Origin of the sequence: Treponema sp. HNW, from assembly GCF_050320395.1 — a bacterium.
Taxonomy (GTDB): Bacteria; Spirochaetota; Spirochaetia; order Treponematales; family Treponemataceae; genus Treponema_C.
The window spans coordinates 646,062-666,572 of record NZ_CP144459.1 but is presented as its reverse complement, the minus strand read 5'-3'; the positions used below and the strand labels follow the sequence as shown (position 1 = coordinate 666,572).

At 46.4% G+C, this 20,511-nt stretch carries 23 protein-coding genes; 7 read left to right on the top strand and 16 right to left on the bottom strand.

Going from position 1 to position 20,511, the window contains the following annotated elements:
• Positions 1-140 precede the first annotated feature (140 nt).
• From V1L52_RS03065 to V1L52_RS03045, 5 genes are all read right to left on the bottom strand, one after another.
• Positions 141-503: an FMN-binding protein gene (locus V1L52_RS03065; protein ID WP_428770834.1), complete on the bottom strand. Its 363-nt coding sequence runs from the start codon at positions 501-503 to the stop codon at positions 141-143.
• Between the two features lie 84 nt (positions 504-587).
• On the bottom strand, positions 588-2,435 hold the full coding sequence (locus tag V1L52_RS03060; RefSeq protein ID WP_428770833.1) for a glycoside hydrolase family 2 protein: 1,848 nt from the start codon (positions 2,433-2,435) through the stop codon (positions 588-590).
• 24 nt (positions 2,436-2,459) lie between these two features.
• Positions 2,460-3,776, bottom strand: coding sequence for an MFS transporter (locus V1L52_RS03055; RefSeq protein WP_428771854.1), 1,317 nt, complete (start codon positions 3,774-3,776; stop codon positions 2,460-2,462).
• 163 nt (positions 3,777-3,939) lie between these two features.
• On the bottom strand, positions 3,940-4,824 hold the full coding sequence (locus V1L52_RS03050; protein WP_428770832.1) for an Rpn family recombination-promoting nuclease/putative transposase: 885 nt from the start codon (positions 4,822-4,824) through the stop codon (positions 3,940-3,942).
• 131 nt (positions 4,825-4,955) lie between these two features.
• A complete protein-coding gene (locus tag V1L52_RS03045; RefSeq protein ID WP_428770831.1) occupies positions 4,956-5,240 on the bottom strand; it encodes a hypothetical protein in 285 nt (94 codons plus the stop codon).
• 103 nt (positions 5,241-5,343) lie between these two features.
• On the opposite strand from V1L52_RS03045, the gene V1L52_RS03040 reads away from it, so the two are divergent.
• Together V1L52_RS03040 and V1L52_RS03035 are read left to right on the top strand one after the other, a co-directional pair.
• Positions 5,344-5,802: a hypothetical protein gene (locus V1L52_RS03040; protein WP_428770830.1), complete on the top strand. Its 459-nt coding sequence runs from the start codon at positions 5,344-5,346 to the stop codon at positions 5,800-5,802.
• Positions 5,803-6,114: 312 nt separating this feature from the next.
• On the top strand, positions 6,115-6,987 hold the full coding sequence (locus tag V1L52_RS03035) for an Rpn family recombination-promoting nuclease/putative transposase (protein WP_428770829.1): 873 nt from the start codon (positions 6,115-6,117) through the stop codon (positions 6,985-6,987).
• Between the two features lie 48 nt (positions 6,988-7,035).
• Here V1L52_RS03035 and V1L52_RS03030 read toward each other — a convergent pair whose 3' ends face one another.
• Entirely contained in the window at positions 7,036-7,743 is a 708-nt protein-coding gene (locus tag V1L52_RS03030; RefSeq protein ID WP_428770828.1) for a tRNA 2-thiocytidine biosynthesis TtcA family protein, read from the bottom strand.
• Between the two features lie 43 nt (positions 7,744-7,786).
• Here V1L52_RS03030 and V1L52_RS03025 point away from each other — a divergent pair, with 43 nt between their 5' ends.
• Positions 7,787-8,893 (top strand): amino acid--tRNA ligase-related protein, encoded by a 1,107-nt coding sequence (locus tag V1L52_RS03025; protein WP_428770827.1) that lies wholly within the window; start codon positions 7,787-7,789, stop codon positions 8,891-8,893.
• Between the two features lie 124 nt (positions 8,894-9,017).
• Here the strand turns inward: V1L52_RS03025 and rpmE are convergent, their stop codons facing one another.
• The 8 genes from rpmE to V1L52_RS02985 all read right to left on the bottom strand — a co-directional run bounded on the left by rpmE (position 9,018) and on the right by V1L52_RS02985 (position 15,975).
• Positions 9,018-9,233, bottom strand: a complete 216-nt coding sequence (gene rpmE / locus V1L52_RS03020) for a 50S ribosomal protein L31 (RefSeq protein WP_428770826.1) — start codon at positions 9,231-9,233, stop codon at positions 9,018-9,020.
• A 26-nt stretch (positions 9,234-9,259) separates the two neighbouring features.
• Positions 9,260-10,936, bottom strand: a complete 1,677-nt coding sequence (gene rho, locus V1L52_RS03015; protein WP_428770825.1) for a transcription termination factor Rho — start codon at positions 10,934-10,936, stop codon at positions 9,260-9,262.
• 116 nt (positions 10,937-11,052) lie between these two features.
• Positions 11,053-11,490: a bactofilin family protein gene (locus tag V1L52_RS03010; protein ID WP_428770824.1), complete on the bottom strand. Its 438-nt coding sequence runs from the start codon at positions 11,488-11,490 to the stop codon at positions 11,053-11,055.
• Entirely contained in the window at positions 11,454-13,136 is a 1,683-nt protein-coding gene (gene lnt / locus V1L52_RS03005) for an apolipoprotein N-acyltransferase (RefSeq protein WP_428770823.1), read from the bottom strand. Before lnt ends, V1L52_RS03010 begins: the two co-directional genes overlap by 37 nt.
• Positions 13,133-13,450 carry an HU family DNA-binding protein gene (locus V1L52_RS03000; protein WP_428770822.1) on the bottom strand — a complete coding sequence of 106 codons (318 nt, stop codon included), beginning with the start codon at positions 13,448-13,450 and terminating at the stop codon, positions 13,133-13,135. Before V1L52_RS03000 ends, lnt begins: the two co-directional genes overlap by 4 nt.
• A 50-nt stretch (positions 13,451-13,500) precedes the next feature.
• Positions 13,501-13,779 (bottom strand): 30S ribosomal protein S20, encoded by a 279-nt coding sequence (gene rpsT / locus V1L52_RS02995; RefSeq protein WP_428770821.1) that lies wholly within the window; start codon positions 13,777-13,779, stop codon positions 13,501-13,503.
• A gap of 172 nt (positions 13,780-13,951) precedes the next feature.
• Positions 13,952-15,115, bottom strand: a complete 1,164-nt coding sequence (locus tag V1L52_RS02990; protein ID WP_428770820.1) for an alpha/beta fold hydrolase — start codon at positions 15,113-15,115, stop codon at positions 13,952-13,954.
• Positions 15,116-15,216: 101 nt separating this feature from the next.
• Complete coding sequence (locus tag V1L52_RS02985) at positions 15,217-15,975, bottom strand: helix-turn-helix domain-containing protein (RefSeq protein WP_428770819.1); 759 nt, start codon at positions 15,973-15,975, stop codon at positions 15,217-15,219.
• Positions 15,976-16,145: 170 nt separating this feature from the next.
• Here V1L52_RS02985 and V1L52_RS02980 point away from each other — a divergent pair, with 170 nt between their 5' ends.
• The 4 genes from V1L52_RS02980 (at position 16,146) to V1L52_RS02965 (ending at position 18,020) form a co-directional block, all read left to right on the top strand.
• Positions 16,146-16,886 (top strand): PdaC/SigV domain-containing protein, encoded by a 741-nt coding sequence (locus V1L52_RS02980; RefSeq protein ID WP_428770818.1) that lies wholly within the window; start codon positions 16,146-16,148, stop codon positions 16,884-16,886.
• A gap of 32 nt (positions 16,887-16,918) precedes the next feature.
• A complete protein-coding gene (locus V1L52_RS02975; protein ID WP_428770817.1) occupies positions 16,919-17,440 on the top strand; it encodes a nitroreductase family protein in 522 nt (173 codons plus the stop codon).
• Positions 17,441-17,517: 77 nt separating this feature from the next.
• Positions 17,518-17,760: a type II toxin-antitoxin system Phd/YefM family antitoxin gene (locus tag V1L52_RS02970; protein ID WP_428770816.1), complete on the top strand. Its 243-nt coding sequence runs from the start codon at positions 17,518-17,520 to the stop codon at positions 17,758-17,760.
• Entirely contained in the window at positions 17,760-18,020 is a 261-nt protein-coding gene (locus V1L52_RS02965; RefSeq protein ID WP_428770815.1) for a Txe/YoeB family addiction module toxin, read from the top strand. Before V1L52_RS02970 ends, V1L52_RS02965 begins: the two co-directional genes overlap by 1 nt.
• A 199-nt stretch (positions 18,021-18,219) precedes the next feature.
• Here the strand turns inward: V1L52_RS02965 and V1L52_RS02960 are convergent, their stop codons facing one another.
• The gene (locus tag V1L52_RS02960; RefSeq protein WP_428770814.1) at positions 18,220-19,125 is read right to left on the bottom strand and encodes a pseudouridine synthase; all 906 of its coding nucleotides are present in this window, start codon (positions 19,123-19,125) and stop codon (positions 18,220-18,222) included.
• Positions 19,112-20,470 (bottom strand): citrate/2-methylcitrate synthase, encoded by a 1,359-nt coding sequence (locus tag V1L52_RS02955; protein ID WP_428770813.1) that lies wholly within the window; start codon positions 20,468-20,470, stop codon positions 19,112-19,114. Before V1L52_RS02955 ends, V1L52_RS02960 begins: the two co-directional genes overlap by 14 nt.
• Positions 20,471-20,511: the final 41 nt, after the last annotated feature.

Sequence of the window (20,511 nt, the reverse complement as noted above, 5' to 3'; positions counted from 1 at the left end):
CCGTGCACTCAGACTGCAGCTAAGACACATACGCTGTTAATATTGAACCGGAAAATCCGGTATTACATTCGGGCAGTGCTCAAACTTCAGGCTTTATGCAGCCGCCCTGCTTTTACATAGGTTTTATTCTACTGCCGCTTTTATTCGTCATTTACTTCTTTGACTGCGGCATCCAAGGCTGCAAGAACGGCTTTAGATGAATAGGTTGCTCCCGCAACAACATCCACTCCGGCGGTACCGCCTTTTTTAACGACTTGGGCGATAATACCTTCTATAACGGGCTTGGTAAAATCGGAATCTTCGCTGGAAACCAACTGCGCAGCCGTAATTTTTTCTCCTGCAACCGTTACTTCAACCGTAACGGCACCCTTATATCCTTGCGCACTCGTTTGTACGGTAATACCTGTGGGCGAAGAACCGCATACCGTAAATACAAGAATCAATGTTACGGCCGCAAGTCCGTAGATAATTGCAGCTATTCGTGAAAGTTTTTGCTCGTTCATACTGCCTCCAAGGCGATTATAGAATAGAGCGTTAAAAAAAGCAAGACGGCGGTATGTAAACAGCAGCTGCCCCTATGTCTCTTTTTACCGGAGATTTTTTTCAAAGATTTCAGCCAAGGTATGCGCAATTTCCCTGCCGAGTGTAAGCTCAAGCTTTGTTTCCCTTCGGTCATAGGTGAATATGCCGTTTATTTCGTCTTCCGCATCGCTTACCTGCGTATAGATTGAAGCGCTCAAGCCCTTAGCGATTGCGGGAAACACATCTTGTTCGTACAGTCTTTTGATACCCTCGTTTAATGCTTTTTTATCGGCAAACATTTTATAGCCGAATAACATATCCGAACTCATATGTCCCGCAATCGGCAAACTGAAGCCGCCGAATTCCGTGAGGGCCAATACGCGCCGAAATCTGTCCCGCTTCGGACGGAACGATTTATAGTAAATGTGGTAACTGTGAAAATCGCCCGCACCCTGATCGAAATAACCGCTTGCATGGTCGATTAAGCGCGTTGCGTCCTTGTTGCGTACAAGAACAGCGGTGTCGGCGGCATCGAACTGCCCCCAGCCCTCGTTAAAGGGAACCCATACGGCAAGGGAGGTTATGCCGTACAATAAATCGATTGTACGCTCCGCATCGCGCATAAAATTTTTACGGCCCGCTTCGCTTGTTCTTCCGTGAAGAGCATAACGGCTTTTTCCGTCTTTAAAATTAAAGCCGAGCCAGGGAGCGTATTTTACGACAAAGTCTTTATAAGGGCCGCCGCCGCTTACAAAGTCCTGCCACACAAGCATACCGATTTTATCGCAATGATAATACCAGCGAAGCGGTTCTATTTTTATGTGTTTTCTGAGCATATTAAAGCCCATGTTTTTAAGCGTCTTAATTTCCCATATCACAGCCTCATCGGAGGGGGCGGTGTACATGCCGTCGCTCCAATAGCCCTGATCCAAAAGGCCGTGATGAAAAATCGGCTTTCCGTTTAAGCTTAAAACGGGCCCCGCTTTACTATCGAGAATACCGAATTCCCTCATGCCGAAATAGGAGCGCACGGTATCTTTTCCCGCATTGATTTCAAGGTCATATAAAAAAGGACTTTCCGGGCTCCAGCTTTTAAAGTCGTCAGGCATTTTTACAAGGGCGCAGTTGTTTTGAAAAAGGCCTTTTGCAACCGCTTTGTCCCCGTCAAAGATTGTAACCGAAGCATTGCCGGTCGAAGAAGTATTGGAGCCAAGAGGGGGATTGGCGTCAAGAGGGGCGGAACCGCTTCCGCCAATAAAAAGCTCAAGCTCAACCGCAGCCTCTTTAAAGCGGGGGGTGATTTTTATATTCTCAATGTAAGAGGCCGGAACTTTTTCGCACCATACCGTTTGCCACATACCGCTTTGCCCCGTGTACCAAATCTCCCCGCGGTTTAAGGTTTGCTTTCCGTAAGCTTCATCTGCCGTATCCGTATCGTCGGTAACGCAAAGCTTAATTTCGGTTTTACCCGAAGATATATAATCGGTAATATCGAAATAAAAGGGCCAATAGCCTCCCGAATGAGTTCCCGCTTTGTGCCCGTTTACATATACCGTACAATGCTGATCGACCGCCCCGAAATGCAGTAAAAGCCTTTCGTCCGCCTTACATTTTTCAAAGGAAAGCGCTCTTCGGTACCACAGCGTTTGTCCGGGAAGGAGCTGTTTTCCGACGCCCGACAAAAGACTTTCGGGCGAAAAGGGAACGGTGATTGTTCCGTCCCATGTTTCGGGAATCTTTTCAGTTTCCGTTATTACGGAGCTTTCAGTTATTGCATAGTCCCACAGGCCGTTTAAGCACTGCCAATTTGCCCGTACAAGCTGAGGGCGCGGATATTCGTTTAAGGGACAGTCGCGATTCAGGTTTTCGCCCCAGGGCGTTAAAAGCTGCTTTATGGGTTTATTTTTTCGCACAGTTTTTCTATCCTTATGAACGCCTTATGAAAGGCTGCGATTTTTGCGCTTATTGTAAAGCTTCGCCGCAAAATACAGGGGAATAAGGGCGCTTAGGGCCAAAACCGCGCCCCATATATAGATTGACTCTACAGGAATGTTTTCGGTTATGCCGAATTCGTTTACAACCGAACCGGCCCCTTTTTTTACGATGATGTTTCCGATTATTGTTCCGACAATCATCGGCGTCAGCACAAAAAAGAGAATGCGCATTCCTTCAAACTGACCGCGCGAGGTTTCGGGGTACAGCTCTTTTACCCACATCGTCATCGATTGGGTTACAAGGATTTGACCCGCACCGGCTAAAAAAACCGACAAAAAAAGCGGACTGTTTTGCAGGCTGAACACAACACCCGTATGTACCGAGTAAGGCCGTATAAAAAAAGATAAAATACACAGCCCGATACTGTTAAGAATAATTGCGCAGGCTGCAAGGCGCGGTGTGCGGCTTTTATTTATAATACCGATTGCGGGAATAACGAGTAAGGATGCTGCAAGCAAACTCACACCCTGAATGATTCCCATGCGCGAAGCGTCAAAGCCCATGCGGTAAATCATCCAGTTTCCCATATGAACAAAGTACACGTTAAACGAAATAAAAAAGACGGCGCTTGTTATACAGGCAAGCATGAGTTCTTTGTGCGAAAAAAAGCCTTCGGCCTTAAAAACCGATGCAAACTGTTGTATAAAAGAGCCTTCTTTATGCGGCTTTAAATCGGGGGAATCCTTTAATAAAAAAAGAGAGAGAACGCCCGTTCCGATGACGAACAAGCCCATCGCCCAAAAAAGACGCTGGTAATTGTTTTCGGCTCCGATTAAAAGACCGCCGAGCACCGTGCCGACTATCGTTCCGATAACGGGCTGAATTGCAAGCACCGCCCCGACCTGTCCGCGATTTTTGTCCGTTGTCATGTCGTTGCTCCACGCGTTATAGCCCGAATCGTTTGCCATGGAACCGAAAAAGCTCATAAAATCGTCGGCGAGGATAACGAGTACGGCCGCCCACACGGAAATCTTTGCACCCGTTCCGACATGCCCGCGTCCTGCAAATTCGGTCAATCCGAAAAGGATGGTCGTAAAGCCCCAGATAATGTAGCCTATCGAAACAAAGCGGCGCCGTTTTCCTATTCTGTCAGATACGGTACCGAAGATAAAGGTTGAAAAGGTTGTTACCAGAGCGCTTGTAATAACCATGAGTGCTACGATAGAAGAATCTTTTGCGATTTTTGCATACACGAAGGTGTTGAACCACTGATTTTCGATGTTCCAGCACAGCTGCCCTGCAAGTCCGAGTGTCCACATTAAAAACCAAAAGCGTTTTGTACCGATACCGCTTATGCCGTTTTCGGCTTTTTTTTCAACATCCACAGCCCTTTCCTCCGATACACACTCTAACAAAGGCCGCTCTTTAAATCAAGTTTTTGCACCGCGAAGGACGCAAGGAGCGCAAAGGTTTTAGCCGTACTTACAAATTTTCTATTTCCGCTTCGGAAAGACCGGTTGCCAGTGCTATTTTTTGAAGCGGATCACCAAGCTGCTTTAATATGCGTGCGGTTTCAAGTGCTTTTTGCCGGACACCTTGCTGCAAACCTGTTTTCACGCCCTTTGTGTAGCCGAAATGTTCCCATGATGCCTTGTCGTGTTCATACTTCATGCGGTTTTCATAGAGCCACCGTTCTTTCGGGTCTTGCAGCATTACGTCCACCGTTTCATTTGCCTGTTCCATGACAGGATAACTATCCGCCAACATAGCGCGCACCTCTCTATCGTCCGTTTCTATAAACTTTAACCAGTTAACCAGCCGTCGCGTTTTCTCATCCGAATCGGCTTTTGCAGGCTGCTTTTCCTTTGCCTTGGTAAGATTCAAAAAGTGAATTTCAAGTTCATCGGAAAGTTCCGTGTGCAAACGTTTTTCCAGTACCCGATATTCACTGTGCAGCAGTTCGTTTAACGTAAAGCCCTCACCGACTATATTTATTGTAATACACTTGGGCAGTTTTGTATACACTTCACCTTTCCGTAAGTTTTCGGTATACATCTTCGCCCAATAAAAAACGGTGCGCTGCGCAAACTCATCGTTCCACCGGTTTTGGATTTCAATATCAATCACGGTACCGTTTTTAAGCCTTAGTTTCACATCCAAAATTCCTGTTTTATCATTTACGGAATGATTGTGGAACTCCTTGTCCAACAGTACCAATTCGGCAATGTCTTGGGCCGGAATGTCCAGCACACAGTCCAGAAAATCCTGCAAGACAGCCTTGTTTTCTTCCGTCCCGAACACCCTCTTAAACGCGTAATCGTTGCGCAAGGTTATTTTGAACACGTCATCGGAATTGTTCTCTGTCATACTTCACCTCCATATATATTAGTGGTGTAAGTCGACAAAAAAACAGACATTTTGCGGAAAAAAGTGCGGATTTATTTTTTTAAACCGCGAAGGACGCAAGGAGCGCAAAGGTTTTTAGCGTAAAAGAAGATTTATCGCCCCCGGTTATTTTGGGGGCTTTGTGCCGTAAAACCGGGATAATTTTTTGACTGCGCCCGAGTGGTTTCACCTTCTTTGGCATGTACGGTTTCGCGCTCAGCCAGGGTATACTCATCGTTGTCGGCATTTTGCTGCCGGTGTTCCACCGTGTAAACCGTTTCCCGCGGTGCGGGAGGATCAAGCTGCTGCGGACAGCCGGTAAAGACGACAAAAAGGGCACACATAAGGACTGCCGCCCGGACGAAAAGCCTTAGTTTTTTTGAATTACGGTTTTTCACTGCAATTCCTCCTTACATATATTTTTTCCGCACGGCGGTGCGGGAAAACGCGGATAAAAAGCGCTCTGCGGAAAGGCGGAACACAAGAGTACAGGACACGGCAGTGCCTGCCGCAGCACGTTTTGCGGGAAAAATGAGCATTTTCGGGAATGTGAATTATAAAAGCTATACTTCCGCGAGTTTCGTCGGCTGCGCCGGCGAAACTCGAAGCATAAAAGCGAACGGCTATGCAGCGAGCTTTTATGCAGGTATCGGGTATCGGGTATCGGGTATCGGGTATCGGGTATCGGGTATCGGGTATCGGGTATCGGGTATCGGGTATCGGGTATCGGGTATCGGGTATCGGGTATCGGGTATCGGGTATCGGGTATCGGGTATCGGGTATCGGGTATCGGGTATCGGGTATCGGGTATCGGGTATCGGGTATCGGGTATCGGGTATCGGGTATCGGGTATCGAAGGCATTATACGGCGCGCTCTTTTTGTGTCAAGAGCTTTTTTCGGGAACATACAATCTTTATTCGGAACCGTGTGTAATTCCGCCCGCCGTGCAGTCTTCATAAAACGAGTATAGCACAGGGCAGGCGGAATTGACAAGGGTTAAACGGACAGGCAGGAATTAGAGAGCTTCGATTTGTTCAAGGGAAAGACTTAATATTGTACAAATATCACTTGTCGGATAATACATTCTTTTCATGAATTTTGCCGTTTCAAGTGATTTTTGGTAAGCGCCCCCCTATCAATACCTTCGGAGAAAGCTGTTTTAAAAGCGTTTTACCCTCGTACTCTTTGGTCTCAATTAAAATTGTACACTTTTTTTTGTAAAATGTGTCTTTTTTTTGTAACCAAATCCAATAATATATATGGAGGTCGGTATGAAAAAAGCTACACACAAGCGAACGTATAAGGACTCGGTGTTTGCCGACTTTTTCGGGGCAGACACGTCGGCAAAGTCAAACTTTATAAGTTTGTATAATGCGCTTCACGGAACGGAATTAACACTTGGCTGCGAGCTGCATCGTATCAGGCTGGAGCAAATCCTGTACATGAACTTTTATAACGATGTGTCTTTTCTGGTAGATAATAAAGTCATCGTACTTGCCGAGCATCAGTCTACAGTGAATGAAAATATGCCGTTTCGCTTTTTGGAGTATGTAGTCCGCTTATATGAGCAGATACAAAATCCGCGTGATAAGTATTTACGCCGTTTGGTTAAAATTCCTACTCCCGAATTCTACGTCTTCTACAACGGTGAAGAAGATTTTCCCAAACGGAAGATTCTGAAGCTTTCCGATGCTTTTATGACAACTTGCGTTCACCCTCAACTTGAGCTGACTGTTGAAGTAGTGAACATCAACCTCAATAAAGCCGATACGATAGTTCATCAGTGTAAACCGCTTTCGGAATACAGTTTATTTGTAGAGACTGTGAGAAAACACCTCAAGCTGGACAGAGAGAAAGGCTTTGAAAAAGCTGTACAGGAATGTATAAATAATGATATACTAAGAGAGTACTTGGAACGCAAATCGCGGGAGGTAATGAATATGTTATTAAGTGAATACGATTACGCAACCGATATAGCGGTTCAAAGAGAAGAAAGCGAAGCCATCGGTCTTGAAAAAGGCTTGTCTCAAGGTGCCCGTCAAACAAAACTGGAAACGGCACGGTTAATGCGGCTTGAAAATCTCGGTATCAGCTTGATTTCAAAAATCACCGGTCTTTCCGAAGAAGAAATTGCGGACTTGTAAAAGGATGGAAACGCACGATACAAATCGCTTTAAGACCGGTCGTCCTATTCACGGCAAGTACTCTCTTTTTATGTTTTTTAAAGCTTCAAACAAGCGGCGCTTCAGGGCGGGACTGCCGCCGGTTAACGCTTCAAGCTTTGAGCGCGCCTTTTTGCGTGCCGAATTGTCTTGATAGGTACAAGTGCAGGTAATACTTTTATAACCGCATTTTTCGGCATGGTCTATAATCGTCCGCTCGTCGGCAAGGCACAGGGGGCGTATAATCGTTACCGGATATTTATCGTATGTTAAGCGCGGCGGCATTGTCGAAAGTTCACCCTTTTGCAGGGCATTCATTAACAGGGTTTCCAAAACATCGTCCAAATGGTGTCCGAGGGCAATTTTGTTAAAGCCGTTTTCAATCGCGTAGGTATTCAGTTCGCTTCGCCTTTGGGTGGAACACCACCAGCAATTCATGGCTTTTCCCGGCTTTAAGCGCGCCAAAACATCGGCGCAAATCGTTTTTACGGGGATTCCCCAGCCTTCAAGCTTTTCGCGCAATTCGGCGTGTAACGATGAGCCTATGCCGCTTTCAACGTGCAGGGCGCATACTTCAAAGCGCTCGCGGCCCTGGCGCAGGCGGTCGGCCAAATATTCGGCCAAGGCGGTCGAATCCTTACCGCCTGAAAGCCCGACAAGAATGCGGTCGTCTTGTTCTATCAATTTATAATCGAATACGGCTTTATCTATTATACGGAACAATTTTGGGCGGCTCATAGCTTATGCTACCATAAAAACGGCAAAAATGGTATAGTGTCCTATGGATTTGGAACTTTTGCGCGAACGCGCCCGCATTTTGCAAAACATCAGGCGTTTTTTTACCGAGCGCGGCTACCTTGAACTCGATACCCCCGCCCTCAGCCCCGCCCTTATTCCCGAAACCTGCCTTGAAGTTTTTAAAACCGATTATATAAAACCCGGCACCCCGCAGGAAAGCACAGCATTGTATTTGGTTCCCTCTCCCGAAGTTTACATCAAACGCATTATAGCGCAGCACAAGGTTGACGTATTCCAATTATCCAAATGCTACCGGAACGGCGAATCTTCGGCGCGCATACACAGCCCCGAATTTACCATGCTCGAATATTATACAATGAACGCCGATTATAAGGACTCGATGGAAATTACCGAACGGCTTTTCGACTTTTTACTCCCGCCCCCTCCGAACGGGCAAAACCGCAGCACCGGCGGAGAAAACTGCAGCGCCGAAGCAGCCGGCACAGACCCCTGGGATTTTTTACGGCCGCCCTTTATACGCTTAACTATGGACGATGCCTTTGAGCGCTATGCGGGCTTCCGTTTAAGCCGTTATGCTTCGGTACAGGGCTTGGCAGAGCAAGCGCGCCGCCTTGAACTTGGCGAAAGCACCGAAAACCCCTTCGATACATGGGGCATTGACGATTTATATGAATTGATTTTCGTCCATGCGGTTGAACCGAATTTGCCCTGCGAAAAACCCGTTTTTTTAACCGATTATCCCGCCTTTGTGCCCTGCCTTGCAAAGGACTGCGCACCGCAAAACGGTTTATCCGAAAACGGCGCACCGGAAACAGGAAGCGGCGCGCCGGACGCAAAAAACGGCGCACTATGGAAAGAACGCTGGGAACTTTATGCTCGGGGAATCGAACTTGCAAACTGTTATACCGAAGAACAAAACCCCGAAAGGGTACACGCTTATTTTGAAAAAGAAGGGCGTTTAAAAGAAAAAACCGCCCTCGTACCTCATGCATCCGACGGCGAATATTGGAAGATTTTTAATGATTTTCCAAGCTGTTCGGGAGTTGCTCTGGGTGCCGACCGCCTTATAGCCCTTTTATGCGGGAGGACGAGCATAGAACCGATACTCCCCTTCCCCCTTGAACTTTAAGGCCGGGCAGCCGCCTGCGGGCACACGTTAAAAAAACGGCTCCGCTTTTCCGCCTTTTGGGAAGCAAAAAAAGCCGAAGCCGTTTATACGTAAAAATCCCGGCAGGATTTTTAAAAGCGTAAGCTTATTGAGCGGCAGTAGGTTTAATGTTAAAGCGCTTGTTAAAGCGTTCAATACGTCCTGCCGTGTCTACCAGTTTTTGTTTTCCGGTAAAAAACGGGTGACAGGCCGAGCAAATTTCAACATCGATATTTTTAACGGTTGAACGGGTTTCGATAACATTACCGCAAGCGCAGGTAATTTTCGTCAATTGATAATCGGGATGAAGGTCTTTTTTCATATATAACTCCTAGTAATTCCTGTGTATTAAAAAGATTCGCCGGTATTCATCGAGCGCAAGAATGCTTCATTATTCTTTGTTTTTCGCATTCTGTCAAGCAGTAATTCCATAATTTCCGCATCGTCCATCGGATTTATTACTTTGCGCAAGACCCAAATTTTTTGCAGTTCTTCTTCGGTAAGCAATAATTCCTCTTTGCGCGTACTGGACTTTTTAATATTGATTGCCGGGAAAAGGCGGCGGTCTGCAAGTTTACGGTCGAGGTTGATTTCCATATTGCCCGTACCTTTAAACTCTTCGAATATAACTTCGTCCATGCGGCTTCCGGTTTCAATGAGGGCTGTGGATATAATCGTAAGGCTTCCGCCTTCTTCCACGTTGCGCGCCGCACCGAAAAAGCGCTTGGGCTTGTGCAGGGCATTCGAGTCGACACCGCCTGAAAGCACCTTTCCCGAAGTGGGAACGGTTTGGTTATAGGCGCGCGCAAGACGGGTAATCGAATCCAAAAAGATAACGACGTCGCGCTTGTGCTCTACAAGGCGTTTAGCCTTTTCCAATACCATTTCGGCAACCTGCACATGGCGTGTCGCCGGTTCGTCAAAGGTTGAAGAAATAACTTCGGCATGTATCGAGCGCTCCATTTCCGTAACTTCTTCGGGACGCTCATCTATAAGCAATACAATAAGGCAGACTTCCGGATGATTTGCGGTAATCGCGTTCGCAATTTTTTGCATTAAGATGGTTTTACCGGCCTTCGGCGGTGCGACAATCAGCGCACGCTGGCCCTTTCCTATCGGCGAAAAAAGATTGATAATACGCGTCGAAAGCTCATCGGGTCTTGTTTCCAAATTGAGCTTTCTGTCCGGATGAAGGGGGGTTAAGTTTTCAAAGGGAATACGCGTTTGAGCCGCCCGCGTTTCATCATCGTTAACGGTTTCTATGCGCAAAAGAGCAAAAAAGCGTTCTCCTTCTTTGGGAGAGCGGATTTGACCGTAGACCGTATCGCCCGTTTTTAAGTTAAACAGACGTATTTGGCTCGGCGAAATATAAATATCGTCGGGACCCGACAAATAGCTGTTTTGCGGGGAGCGCAAAAAGCCGTAGCCGTCGGGCAAAATCTCCAAAGCGCCGGAAGCAAAGATAATGCCTCCGTGCTCGGTATGGGATTTTAATATAACGAAGATAAGCTCCTGTTTTTTCATCGGCGCCAAATCGTCGCGCGGAACCCCGTATTGGGCGGCAAGGTCGCGCAAACCGGGCATACTCATCTTTGTCAATTCATTGATTGAAAGGCGGGGCTTTGAATCGCGGTTTTGTAAATCGGTATCCGCATCCGCTTGTCCGTTTTCATTTTTGTCCGCATAAGAGGCGCGGACATCATCGCTTCGAAAATCGGGAGCCGCCGCTTCGGACGATACATGTTCCTGCCTTGAAGCCGAAGAGCGTGCGGAAGGCTTTGCACGCACGGTACGTTTGGCCTTGGGGCGTACCACAACCCGTTTTTCTTTTGCACTTGCGGAATGTTCCGCATCGCTGTCACCGTTTTCCCCATCACGCGCGGAAGGACTTCCTTCAGTGCTGTCCGTAAAGTGCGGCTCATCGCCGGTAAAGTTAAATGAACTTTGGGAATCGGAAAGGGAATTTTCACCCGCTTCGGCGTGCTCCGCCTCATCAATAAAACGGCGTCTTTGATTCACTGCCATTAAATATCTCCATCATGTCATTGATTGCAAATTTGATATTTGAAACATTTATAAAAAGGTACTGTGTAATCGAATAATTCATCTTAGCAAAAAAAAGACAAAAGGTCAAGTTCATCCTATGTATCGTCTTCTTCTTCGGCTAAAGCGCGCTGCGATACCATGCGCTTATATTCGGAAACGGAAACGGAAAAAATATCCACGTCGGGAACTTCATCACTCATCTTCACCTGACCGTGAAAATTCACTTTTTCATCTATACGCAGCCGCGAAGTTTCCACATCGCCGATTATTTTACTGCCTGAAAACATTTCAAGCTTCGTTTTGGCATACATATCGCCTTCAACCTGACCTGCGACGGTTATCGAATCGGCTTTGATTTTATCGACGGTACAAACACCTGTCTTTTCGACTACAAGACTGCCTGTCGACTCGATTGAACCCGTAAATTTTCCCGTAATCACCAAATTCCCGCTGAACTGAAGCTTTCCGTTCAATTCGGTTTCGGAACCCAATATCGTTAAATCGCCTTCTTTTTGGCGGTATGAAATCGGCATAACATTTTCTCCATAATTTTGAACAACAATAAAAAGAAAGCGGCACAAGCGAAAGCAATGCCCGCATAATCTCCCCATGCAGTATATACGGTTTTCCTCACCTTTGTCAAAACGGGAACGGAAACGGCAAGATACCCCTCGCAAAAGGGTTCAAGCATAGAACAAACCTTTCCGTTCGGATCGATCATTGCCGTTTGCCCCGAAGCGGTTGCACGCACGGTCGGTACTCTGTTTTCAACCGAGCGGAAAACCGCCATTGAAAGATGCTGGTATTGACAGGCAAGACTTTTCGACCATGCGTCGTTGGAAAGATTAACCAAGGCGTTTGCACCCGCATTTACATAGCGCCGCCCGATATAGCCGAAAGTATCTTCAAAACAAACGGGAGTCCCGAAACGCAAGTCTCCTGCGGAAAACACAACCGGCTCTTTTCCGGGAGTCCACATGTGAGTGTCGCCGTTTAAAAGCAGGCGGTATATCGTCGGAAACATTTTTTCAAAGGGGAAGTATTCGGTAAAGGGCACCAAATGCATTTTATGGTAGAGCTCCGGTTCGGGCGGAATAACGTTTTCTCCCGGGCGGAACAATAAAACGGCATTATAACTTATTTCGCCGTAGTCCCCTAAAGAGTTATATCCTTCGACCGTATCATCGTTGCCGATGACAAAGGGAACCTGTTTTGAATCCATGTAATGCAAAAGTTCGTCCACCAATTCAAAGCGCTCGCGGTCGGCTCTGAGGCGGTAATGCCAACGGATTCGCGGAATAAAGGCTGTTTCCGGCCATACGACAAGACTTGCATCGGGATGTTCGGCAAGGGCTTTATCCGTTAAGCGCTTGAGCGTCGTTAAGTCGCGCCTGTATGCCGCAGTACCGCCTATCCACGGGTCGGTGTTCGTTTGTACTAAAACAACCTTTTGCGTAGGAGTTCCGCCGTAATCGACACGGGATACAAAACCGTATACAATGGCGGCGGCAAAAACAACACACCATATAAGGGCGCTTATGCGGTATTTTTTTACGCGCTGACGAATGTGCAAAACGTTAGATTTCCGAAGCCGCTGTTCACGTTCTTCCGATGCGGTTTTTCCGGGCACAGCCGGATATTTTTCAAACAGAGGATATAAGACTTGGGCAAACCACATCGACGGAAAAGTGATAAGGGCGCTTAAGCCCCACACACCGGCTATATCGGCACATTGAATCAAAACCGGAACATTCCAATGGGAATACGCGGTAACTCCGTAATTAAAACCGGCAAAGCCCTTGGTTTTGAGGTATTCATACGCGCACCAGACAATCCACTGAGCTATCCATAATTTTTCGCCCCATAAACTCCAAGCGGCTTTTAAAAGCGGAAATACAAGACAAAGCTGCACTCCGTATAAAAAAGAAATAACCGTAATGCCCATCGGATGAAAGTTGGCAAGCCAGCTTGTAAAGACTACATAACAGCCTATACCGTAGAGCATACCGTACAGCCATACGCTTTTCCGGCTTAAACGCCGGGTAAGAATAAAAATCGGGATAAACGAAAAATACGATATAAACGGCAGTCCCTGCGCGTATATAAAAGACGGCTGAGGCAGGGCAAACAAGAGAATGCCCGAAACTAAAAGACTTATATTTATATAAAATTGTTTCATGACTTTTTTGCGGGAACGGGAAGTTCCCACAAAGCGTTTTTCAGCTCCTGGCCGGAACGAAAGGCCGCCACATAATGAGGGGCAACCGAAAGCTCTTCACCGGTTTTAGGATTGCGCGCACGGGAACGCCCCTTGCGAAGCCGCGGTTCAAAGGTACCGAAACCCCGCAATTCAATGGTAGCGCCGTCTTTTAGAGAAGATTTGATGTTTTCGAGAACGGATTCAAGTACGGTTTGCACTGTCTTTTTTTCACAATTCGTTTCAAGATATACCGATTCAACCAAGTCGAATTTTGTTACCTTTTTTTGTTCCATCAAAATCCTCTCCGAGCTGCAAACCGTTTTTATAAAATAAAATATCCGATTTACTTTGCCGCGGCGAATGAAACGTTGTAGAGTTTCATCATGCGCGATTTTTTGCGCGAAACGGCATTGCGGGTTAAAATTCCCTTACGTCCGGCCGTATCAAGCTCTTTGCATAAAAGGCGCAAGGTTTCGGCGGCAAGCGGCTGGTCTTTTGCCTGTACCGCAGCGACGAATTTTTTTGCACATGTACGTGCGGAACTCTTTACCGCTTTATTGCGTAAACGTCTTTCTTCACTCTGTCTAAATCTTTTTTCCGCAGATGATTTTTTTACTGCCAAAGGAAAACCCTCCAAACAAAAACTGGTTTTAAAGCTGATTTAATAATGCCTGTGCATTATCTAACGATTTTTATATGTTACCAAACAGCACACGAATAGTCAAGTAGAATGTAAAAGGGCGTCCCCAAAATCGGCCGGCTTTTCGGACAGCCCGATAACCGATACGCCGTCCCTAGACTTGAGCCGCCTTTATTCCTTCTATCCACTGCATAAAGTAATCGAGAACAAGGCGCGTATTGCCGCAATTGCAGTGATTCGATGCGCTTTCGGCTTCGGTAAACAGACGGAAAGTAAGGGAACGCACGTTTTTAAGTGCGGCAATTTCTTTTCCGACAAGGGTATAATCGATAAAGTGGTCGCGGCTTGCCCCTGCAATCAGTACATCCTGAGTTATCAAGTGCGCAATATCGAGGATTTGATAGCGCTCCATCTTTTTCACGTATTCGTAGGGTGTTTTTGCCTCGTATGCGTACATACCGTGCGAAAGTCCCCAGCGCGTCAATTCGTCTTTTTGGGCGGCCTTTTTAAGGGCGGCATTCAACAAGCCTTTCAGTTTTAAGCGCAGGCACAACCGTAACATACGGCGGCGGGCGGAAGGCAGACTGCCGAGAAGAATCTCCACAAAAGAAGGAAACACGCTCCACGCAATAACTCGCTTTATGCGCTTTTCAAAGGCGGCGGCCCGGGAAGAAAGCATACCGCCCAAAGAAGCCCCGATAATCGTAACATCGCTTAAGTTAAAATAATCCAAAACCGCCGCAACGGGCTTTTCCCATTCATGGGTAAAATGCTTGTTTTGAAGGCGGACAACGCCGCCCTGCCCCGGCCCTTCAAAAAGATAGACATCGAATCCCTTGGAGGCAAAATAAAGCATGGGTATAAAAAGCTCTTCAAAATAACTGTCGTTTCCTCCGTGAAGCACAATGCAGTCTTTGCATTTCCTCTTTGCTGGCGTATACATAACCGGCAGTTTTACGTTTTCGTACGGAACTTCAAAACGCCGTACTTCGCCGCTTTTAAAATAAGCTTGATAAAAGTCGTAAAACAAATCGCAGGCTTTTTTATAATACTTTTTTTTATCGGGATCCCCGTCGTACATAAAAAACTCGCTCATACGGTAATAGGCAATCGCATTTTCGATACGTTTTTCGGCAAAAGCCTTATCGCCCAAGGCGATAAGTTCGCGCTTCCAGCTTTCGCTGTCCTTTATTTTATGCGATATGCCGCGCACTTCGTCCAAGTCGCCCCCGTCCCACATAATAAGACGGTTTAATTGAAAATCGAAATTGGCCTGCTCATTCAGCTTGTATATGCCTGTTTTAAAATTGAATTGCATAACGAACCTCCGTTACAATCAGTATACGCCGAAGCGCATAAAACGGCTTTCATTTTTCTGCACTCTTTCGGGATTTTTAGTTTCAGGTTTTTAAAGCACGGTTAAAAGGGGCGGGCTTTGTTTACGGGGTCGAGTTCGGTAATGCTTAAGCCGAACAGTTTTTTGTTTACGGCGGCAAAATGCGAAGCGCTCGAAAAACCCGCACGGACTGCCGCATCGGTTACGCTTTCGCCCGCAAGCACATAGCGGTAGGTTTTCGACAGCTTTGCAAACACAAGATATGAAGCGATTGAAATACCGACCTGTTTGCGGAATAAATGTGAAAGTCCGCTTTCGGATAAAAAAGCTTCTTTACACAAAGCACTCATAATTCCCGCTTCCAAAGTTTCGCTTGTATCTATTATGTCCAGCACTCGGCGGATTCTTTTATCGTATTCAAGCACACCTTCTCTTTCAAGACCGCATATTTTTAAAATTTTTTCGTCCGTACCGGGCTGTATTCCGCACTTTTCATCGGCTTGCGCCACGTTTGCTTTTTCATCCAATACCGCACACACCTTGCCGCACAGGGTATCCGAAAGTACCGCATAGTCGGCATCTTTAAGATACAATTCGTTCAAACATTCGGCGCGCTTACAGGTTTCATCGAATAAATACACAAGCATCGGCATTTTGTCGGATAAAACCGTATGCATACAATTCGATTGAATCACAATCCCCCTGCACGTGCATTCATCGCCGTTTATTTTGCAGTGCAAAAACCCGTCGAGCGCAAAAATCATATGTTTTGCAAAATGCCTGTGCATACTCGGGGCGGGATAAAAGGCTTTAAAAAATATGTGATCGAAAAAATACTGCATAAACCGCATATCCTCACATTATTATAACATAACACAAATCATTTCGGCATCATTTAAGATGAAAACATCCTTAAATTTTGTGGAAAAAAAACGCCGCTTATGTTATTATATAGTAACGGCAGTGAGGCCCGCTTTGTGCCGTGCCTCACTATACATATTAGGAGATGTTTATGAAAAAAACACAACACTTTATTATGATTGTTTCGGCACTTATGCTGTGCTGTATATTTTTATTTTCCGCTTGTGTAAGCACACCCGCAAAAACGGACAAGGCAGAAGCACAGAAAAAAGACGGGGTACTCAAAATAGATGTATTGCGCGAAAAAAAGCAAACCGAACGCTACGAGTATTCGGCGGAACTTCCGAGGTTTCCCGATTATCCCGGCTTGACGGCTGTTGTGCAAAACCTTCACGATAAGCGTTTTGCCGACTTTGACCGCGAATCCGCTGCAAATTTTAAAACAAGTGCAAAAGGCTCTCATTCTTTTATTATGAATTGGGAAGCCGCCGACCTTACCGATTCAATCATCAGCATTAAAATCCACACATACGAATTTATCGGAGGAGCAAACGGTATAGATTCAATCGATGTTATAAACTGGCTTCCTGCGAAAAACAAGCGTATTATGACTGCGGATTTACCGGCTTACTTCGGTTTAAAATACGGTCAAAAGGAATGGCTTGAAACGCTTTCACGCAATACGCGCGATATTTTGGAAAATAAATTAAACAGGGCAAAAGATGCATCCGTTTCCAAGTTTATAAAAGAAGGAACCGAACCGACTGCCGAAAATTTCAAAAATATAACGGTATCGGGCAATAATATCACCGTATGGTTTGAAAAATATCAGGCAGCGCCGGGCTCCGCCGGTATTTTGTCCGCATCGATCAATATAAAAGATTTGCGGTAGAATCGAATATTCAAGCAGGGCTGGAGAAAACTATGGAGTTTTTTGAAGCGATTGAAAAACGGTACAGTTTCCGCGGCGAATACAAGGCGCAGGCGGTAAGTGAAAAAGATATGCGTAAAATTCTTGACGCGGGTATACGCGCCCCCTCGGGACGCAACGGACAGACAACCTCGTTTATCGCGGTAACCGACAAGGACTTGCTGAAAAAAATTGCCGGCGTCATCGATAAGCCCTGCGTAAAAACCGCCCCGCTTATTATTGCCGTATTAACCGAAAAGGTTGAAGTATTCGAGGGCAGATCTTTTGAAATAGAAGATTACGGAGCCGCCGTGGAAAACATTCTTTTGGCGGCAACCGCCCTCGGCTATGCATCCTTATGGCTGGACGGATATACCGGAAGCGGGAACAATTCCCGCCGTTTGGCGGAAATATTGGACGTTCCTTCGCATTTGACGGTGCGCACGATTCTTCCCGTAGGAGTGCCGGCGGAAGAAGGGAAACAGCGCGAACGCAAAGCCTTTGAAGAACGGGTTTATTTGGAAAAATACAGGTGAACGTAGAACAAACGTTTTATACTCCTTGACAAAGCGTACGATATATCGTACGCTTTATGTGTTACGGAGGTATTCCTATGGCAGTAATAACCGCAACAAAGGCACGAGCGAATTTATACAATTTGATAGATCAAACTCAAGAGATTCATGAGCCGATTATAATCTCCGGAAAGAGAAACAATGCGGTTCTCCTTTCCGAAAAAGACTGGAACTCTATTCAGGAAACATTATATTTATGCTCCATTCCCGGTATGAGAGAATCCCTTATAGAGGCCTCTCGGGAACCCTTGGAAGACAGTGTTGAGGATATCGGCTGGTAATGTGGACTATAAAATATTCCAAATACGCCGTAAAAGACGCCAAAAAAATAGAAAAATGTAATTTAAAACAGACGGTACAAAATTTAATTGCAATCCTGAAAAACAATCCCTTTCAAAATCCTCCGCCCTATGAAAAACTAATCGGAGATTTATCGGGAAAATATTCAAGAAGAATAAATATTCAGCACCGGCTTGTGTATGAAGTTTTTGAAAAAGAAAAAACCGTCCGTATTTTAAGAATGTGGACACATTACGAATAAAACCTTTTTTGTATTTTTATCTTGTAACCTTTTGTACCGGAAGGAGTTTATCTTACAGTATTGCATGAGCTAAACAAACAGCAATAAGCGGAAAGTTTCAGCCCGAAGGCCGATAAAAGCCGACGGCGGTTTCCGCATCCTCCTCTCCTTTTGCCCCCTTTCGGAAGTTTTTCGAAGGGGGGATTTTTTATGCGGCCGCCTAAAATACAATAGGCTTTTCGGAAGATTCCAAACGTGCAATTTCCTCGCCGGAAAGTTCACGGAAGCCGCCGCTCTTTAACGAAAAATCAAGCATAAGAGAACCTATTGCAATGCGCTTTAAAAAGATAACTTCGTTCCCGGCGGCGCGGAACATCCTTTTTACCTGGTGGTACTTTCCTTCAAAAACGGTAAGGGTACAGGCGGCACAGCCCTTGTATTCGGCGGCCTGTTTTTCATCGGCAAAAAAACGGCACGCTTGTTTTTCGCCGATCCACTCAAGAACTGCACTTTCGGCACGGAAGGCTTTTTCCGAACCTTCGGCGGGAATATCCATGCCGTCTTTAAAGAGGTTCACATAAAACGCCTTACCGCGGGGCTCTTCGGGCATATTTTTAAGGCAGACAAAATAGGTTTTTGCAATATGGCGCTTCGGAGAAATAATGCGGTGGGTAAGTTCGCCGTCGGTGGTACACAAAACAAAGCCTTCGGTATCGGCATCCAAACGCCCCGCAACATGTAAATCGCCGCCCAAAAAGCGCCTACATAAACCTTTGTCCAATAAATCGAAAACGGTTGTATAGACGGGATCCTTTGCCGAACAAACCGTATTTTTCGGCTTGTTTATCATAAGGTAGAGATTGCTTTTAAGCTCGATTTTTTTTCCGTCAACGCAAACCGTGTCGGCAGATAGTCTTACATGAGTGTCGGCACTTGTACAAGGGCTGCCGTTTACCTCTACCCGCCCCGCCCTAACCAGCTTTTTTACGCCGCTTCTCGTACCGAAGCCTTGGCGTGCAAGGAGTTTATCGAGACGAAGCGTATCGGCTTTGGAGCCGCCGGCCTCTATCGTTGTTTTATCTTCAACTACAGATTTATCCGCACCCACGTTTTTATCCGCGTTCATGAATCGGTATATAGGTGCGTTCGGGCAGTACGTTTTTGTAAGCGGGGCGGTATATGCGGCCGCCTGAAACAACTTCCTCTATACGGTGAGCGGCCCAGCCCGCAATACGGCTGACGGCAAATATCGGCGTAAACAGTTCGCGCGGTATATTCAGCATGGAATAGACAAAACCCGAATAAAAGTCGACGTTTGCGCAGATTTGTTTGTCGGCTTCTTTTTCTTCGGCAAAAACCGCGGGCGCAAGTTTTTCGACCAAACGGTACAAGCCGTATTCTTCAAGACGATTTTTTTCGCGGGCAAGCTCTTCGGCCTTTTTGCTTAATAAAACGGCGCGCGGGTCGGAGACGGTATAAACGGCGTGCCCCATACCGTAGATAAGGCCCGTGCGGTCGCCCGCTTCTTTTTTGATAATTTTTTTTAGATAGGCGGCAACCTCTTTTTCCGACGACCAGTCCTTTACATGCTTTTTAACCTTGTCCATCATATCCATAACCTGAGCGTTTGCACCGCCGTGCCGTCTTCCCTTTAAAGAACCGACCGCCGCCGCAACAGCCGAATAGGTGTCGGTATCTGCCGACGAAACGACGTGGATACTTAAGGTCGAGTTGTTACCGCCTCCGTGCTCGGCGTGCAAAATCAGCGACAAATCGAGGATTTCCGCTTCCAACCTTGAATAGCTTTTAGCCGGGCGGATAAGGCGCAAAAGATTTTCGGAAGTTGAAAGTTCCGGCTTGGGATTGTGAATATACATACTTTTACCGTCGTGGTAATGGCGCTTTGCTTCATAGGCGTAGGCGGCAAAGGTTGAAAAACGGGCAATCAATTCAATGCACTGGCGCAAATTATTTGCCGCGCTTCGGTCTTCGGGGTTTTCGTCATAGGAATAGGAAGCAAGCACGCAGCGGGCAAGCTTGTTCATAATGTCGCCGGAAGGAGCTTTCATAATCATATCTTCGGCAAAGGTTGCAGGAAGCTGCCGCTTCGAGCCCAAGAGGATACGGAAATCGTCCAAATCTGTGCGGGAAGGCAATTCTCCGAAAAGCAAAAGATAAATCGTTTGTTCAAAAGCAAACTCATCGCAGCGTTCGGCGTCTTCCACCACGTCTTTAATATCGTAGCCGCGGTAAATCAATTTTCCGGGAATGGCGGTTTTTACGCCGTCAATCATCTCGTAGCCGACAACATCGCCCACGCGCGTAAGTCCGACAAGAACGCCTCGTCCGTCCGCATACCGCAGGCCGCGTTTTACATCGTACCGGGAATATAAATCCTGATCGATGGGGCTGTTGCGCGCCGACAGGGCGGCAAGCTTTTCAAACAATACCTGTTCGGAATATTCACTCATTTATGTATCCTCTCCGAAAAAAGAGTATACAGGAAAGCGGC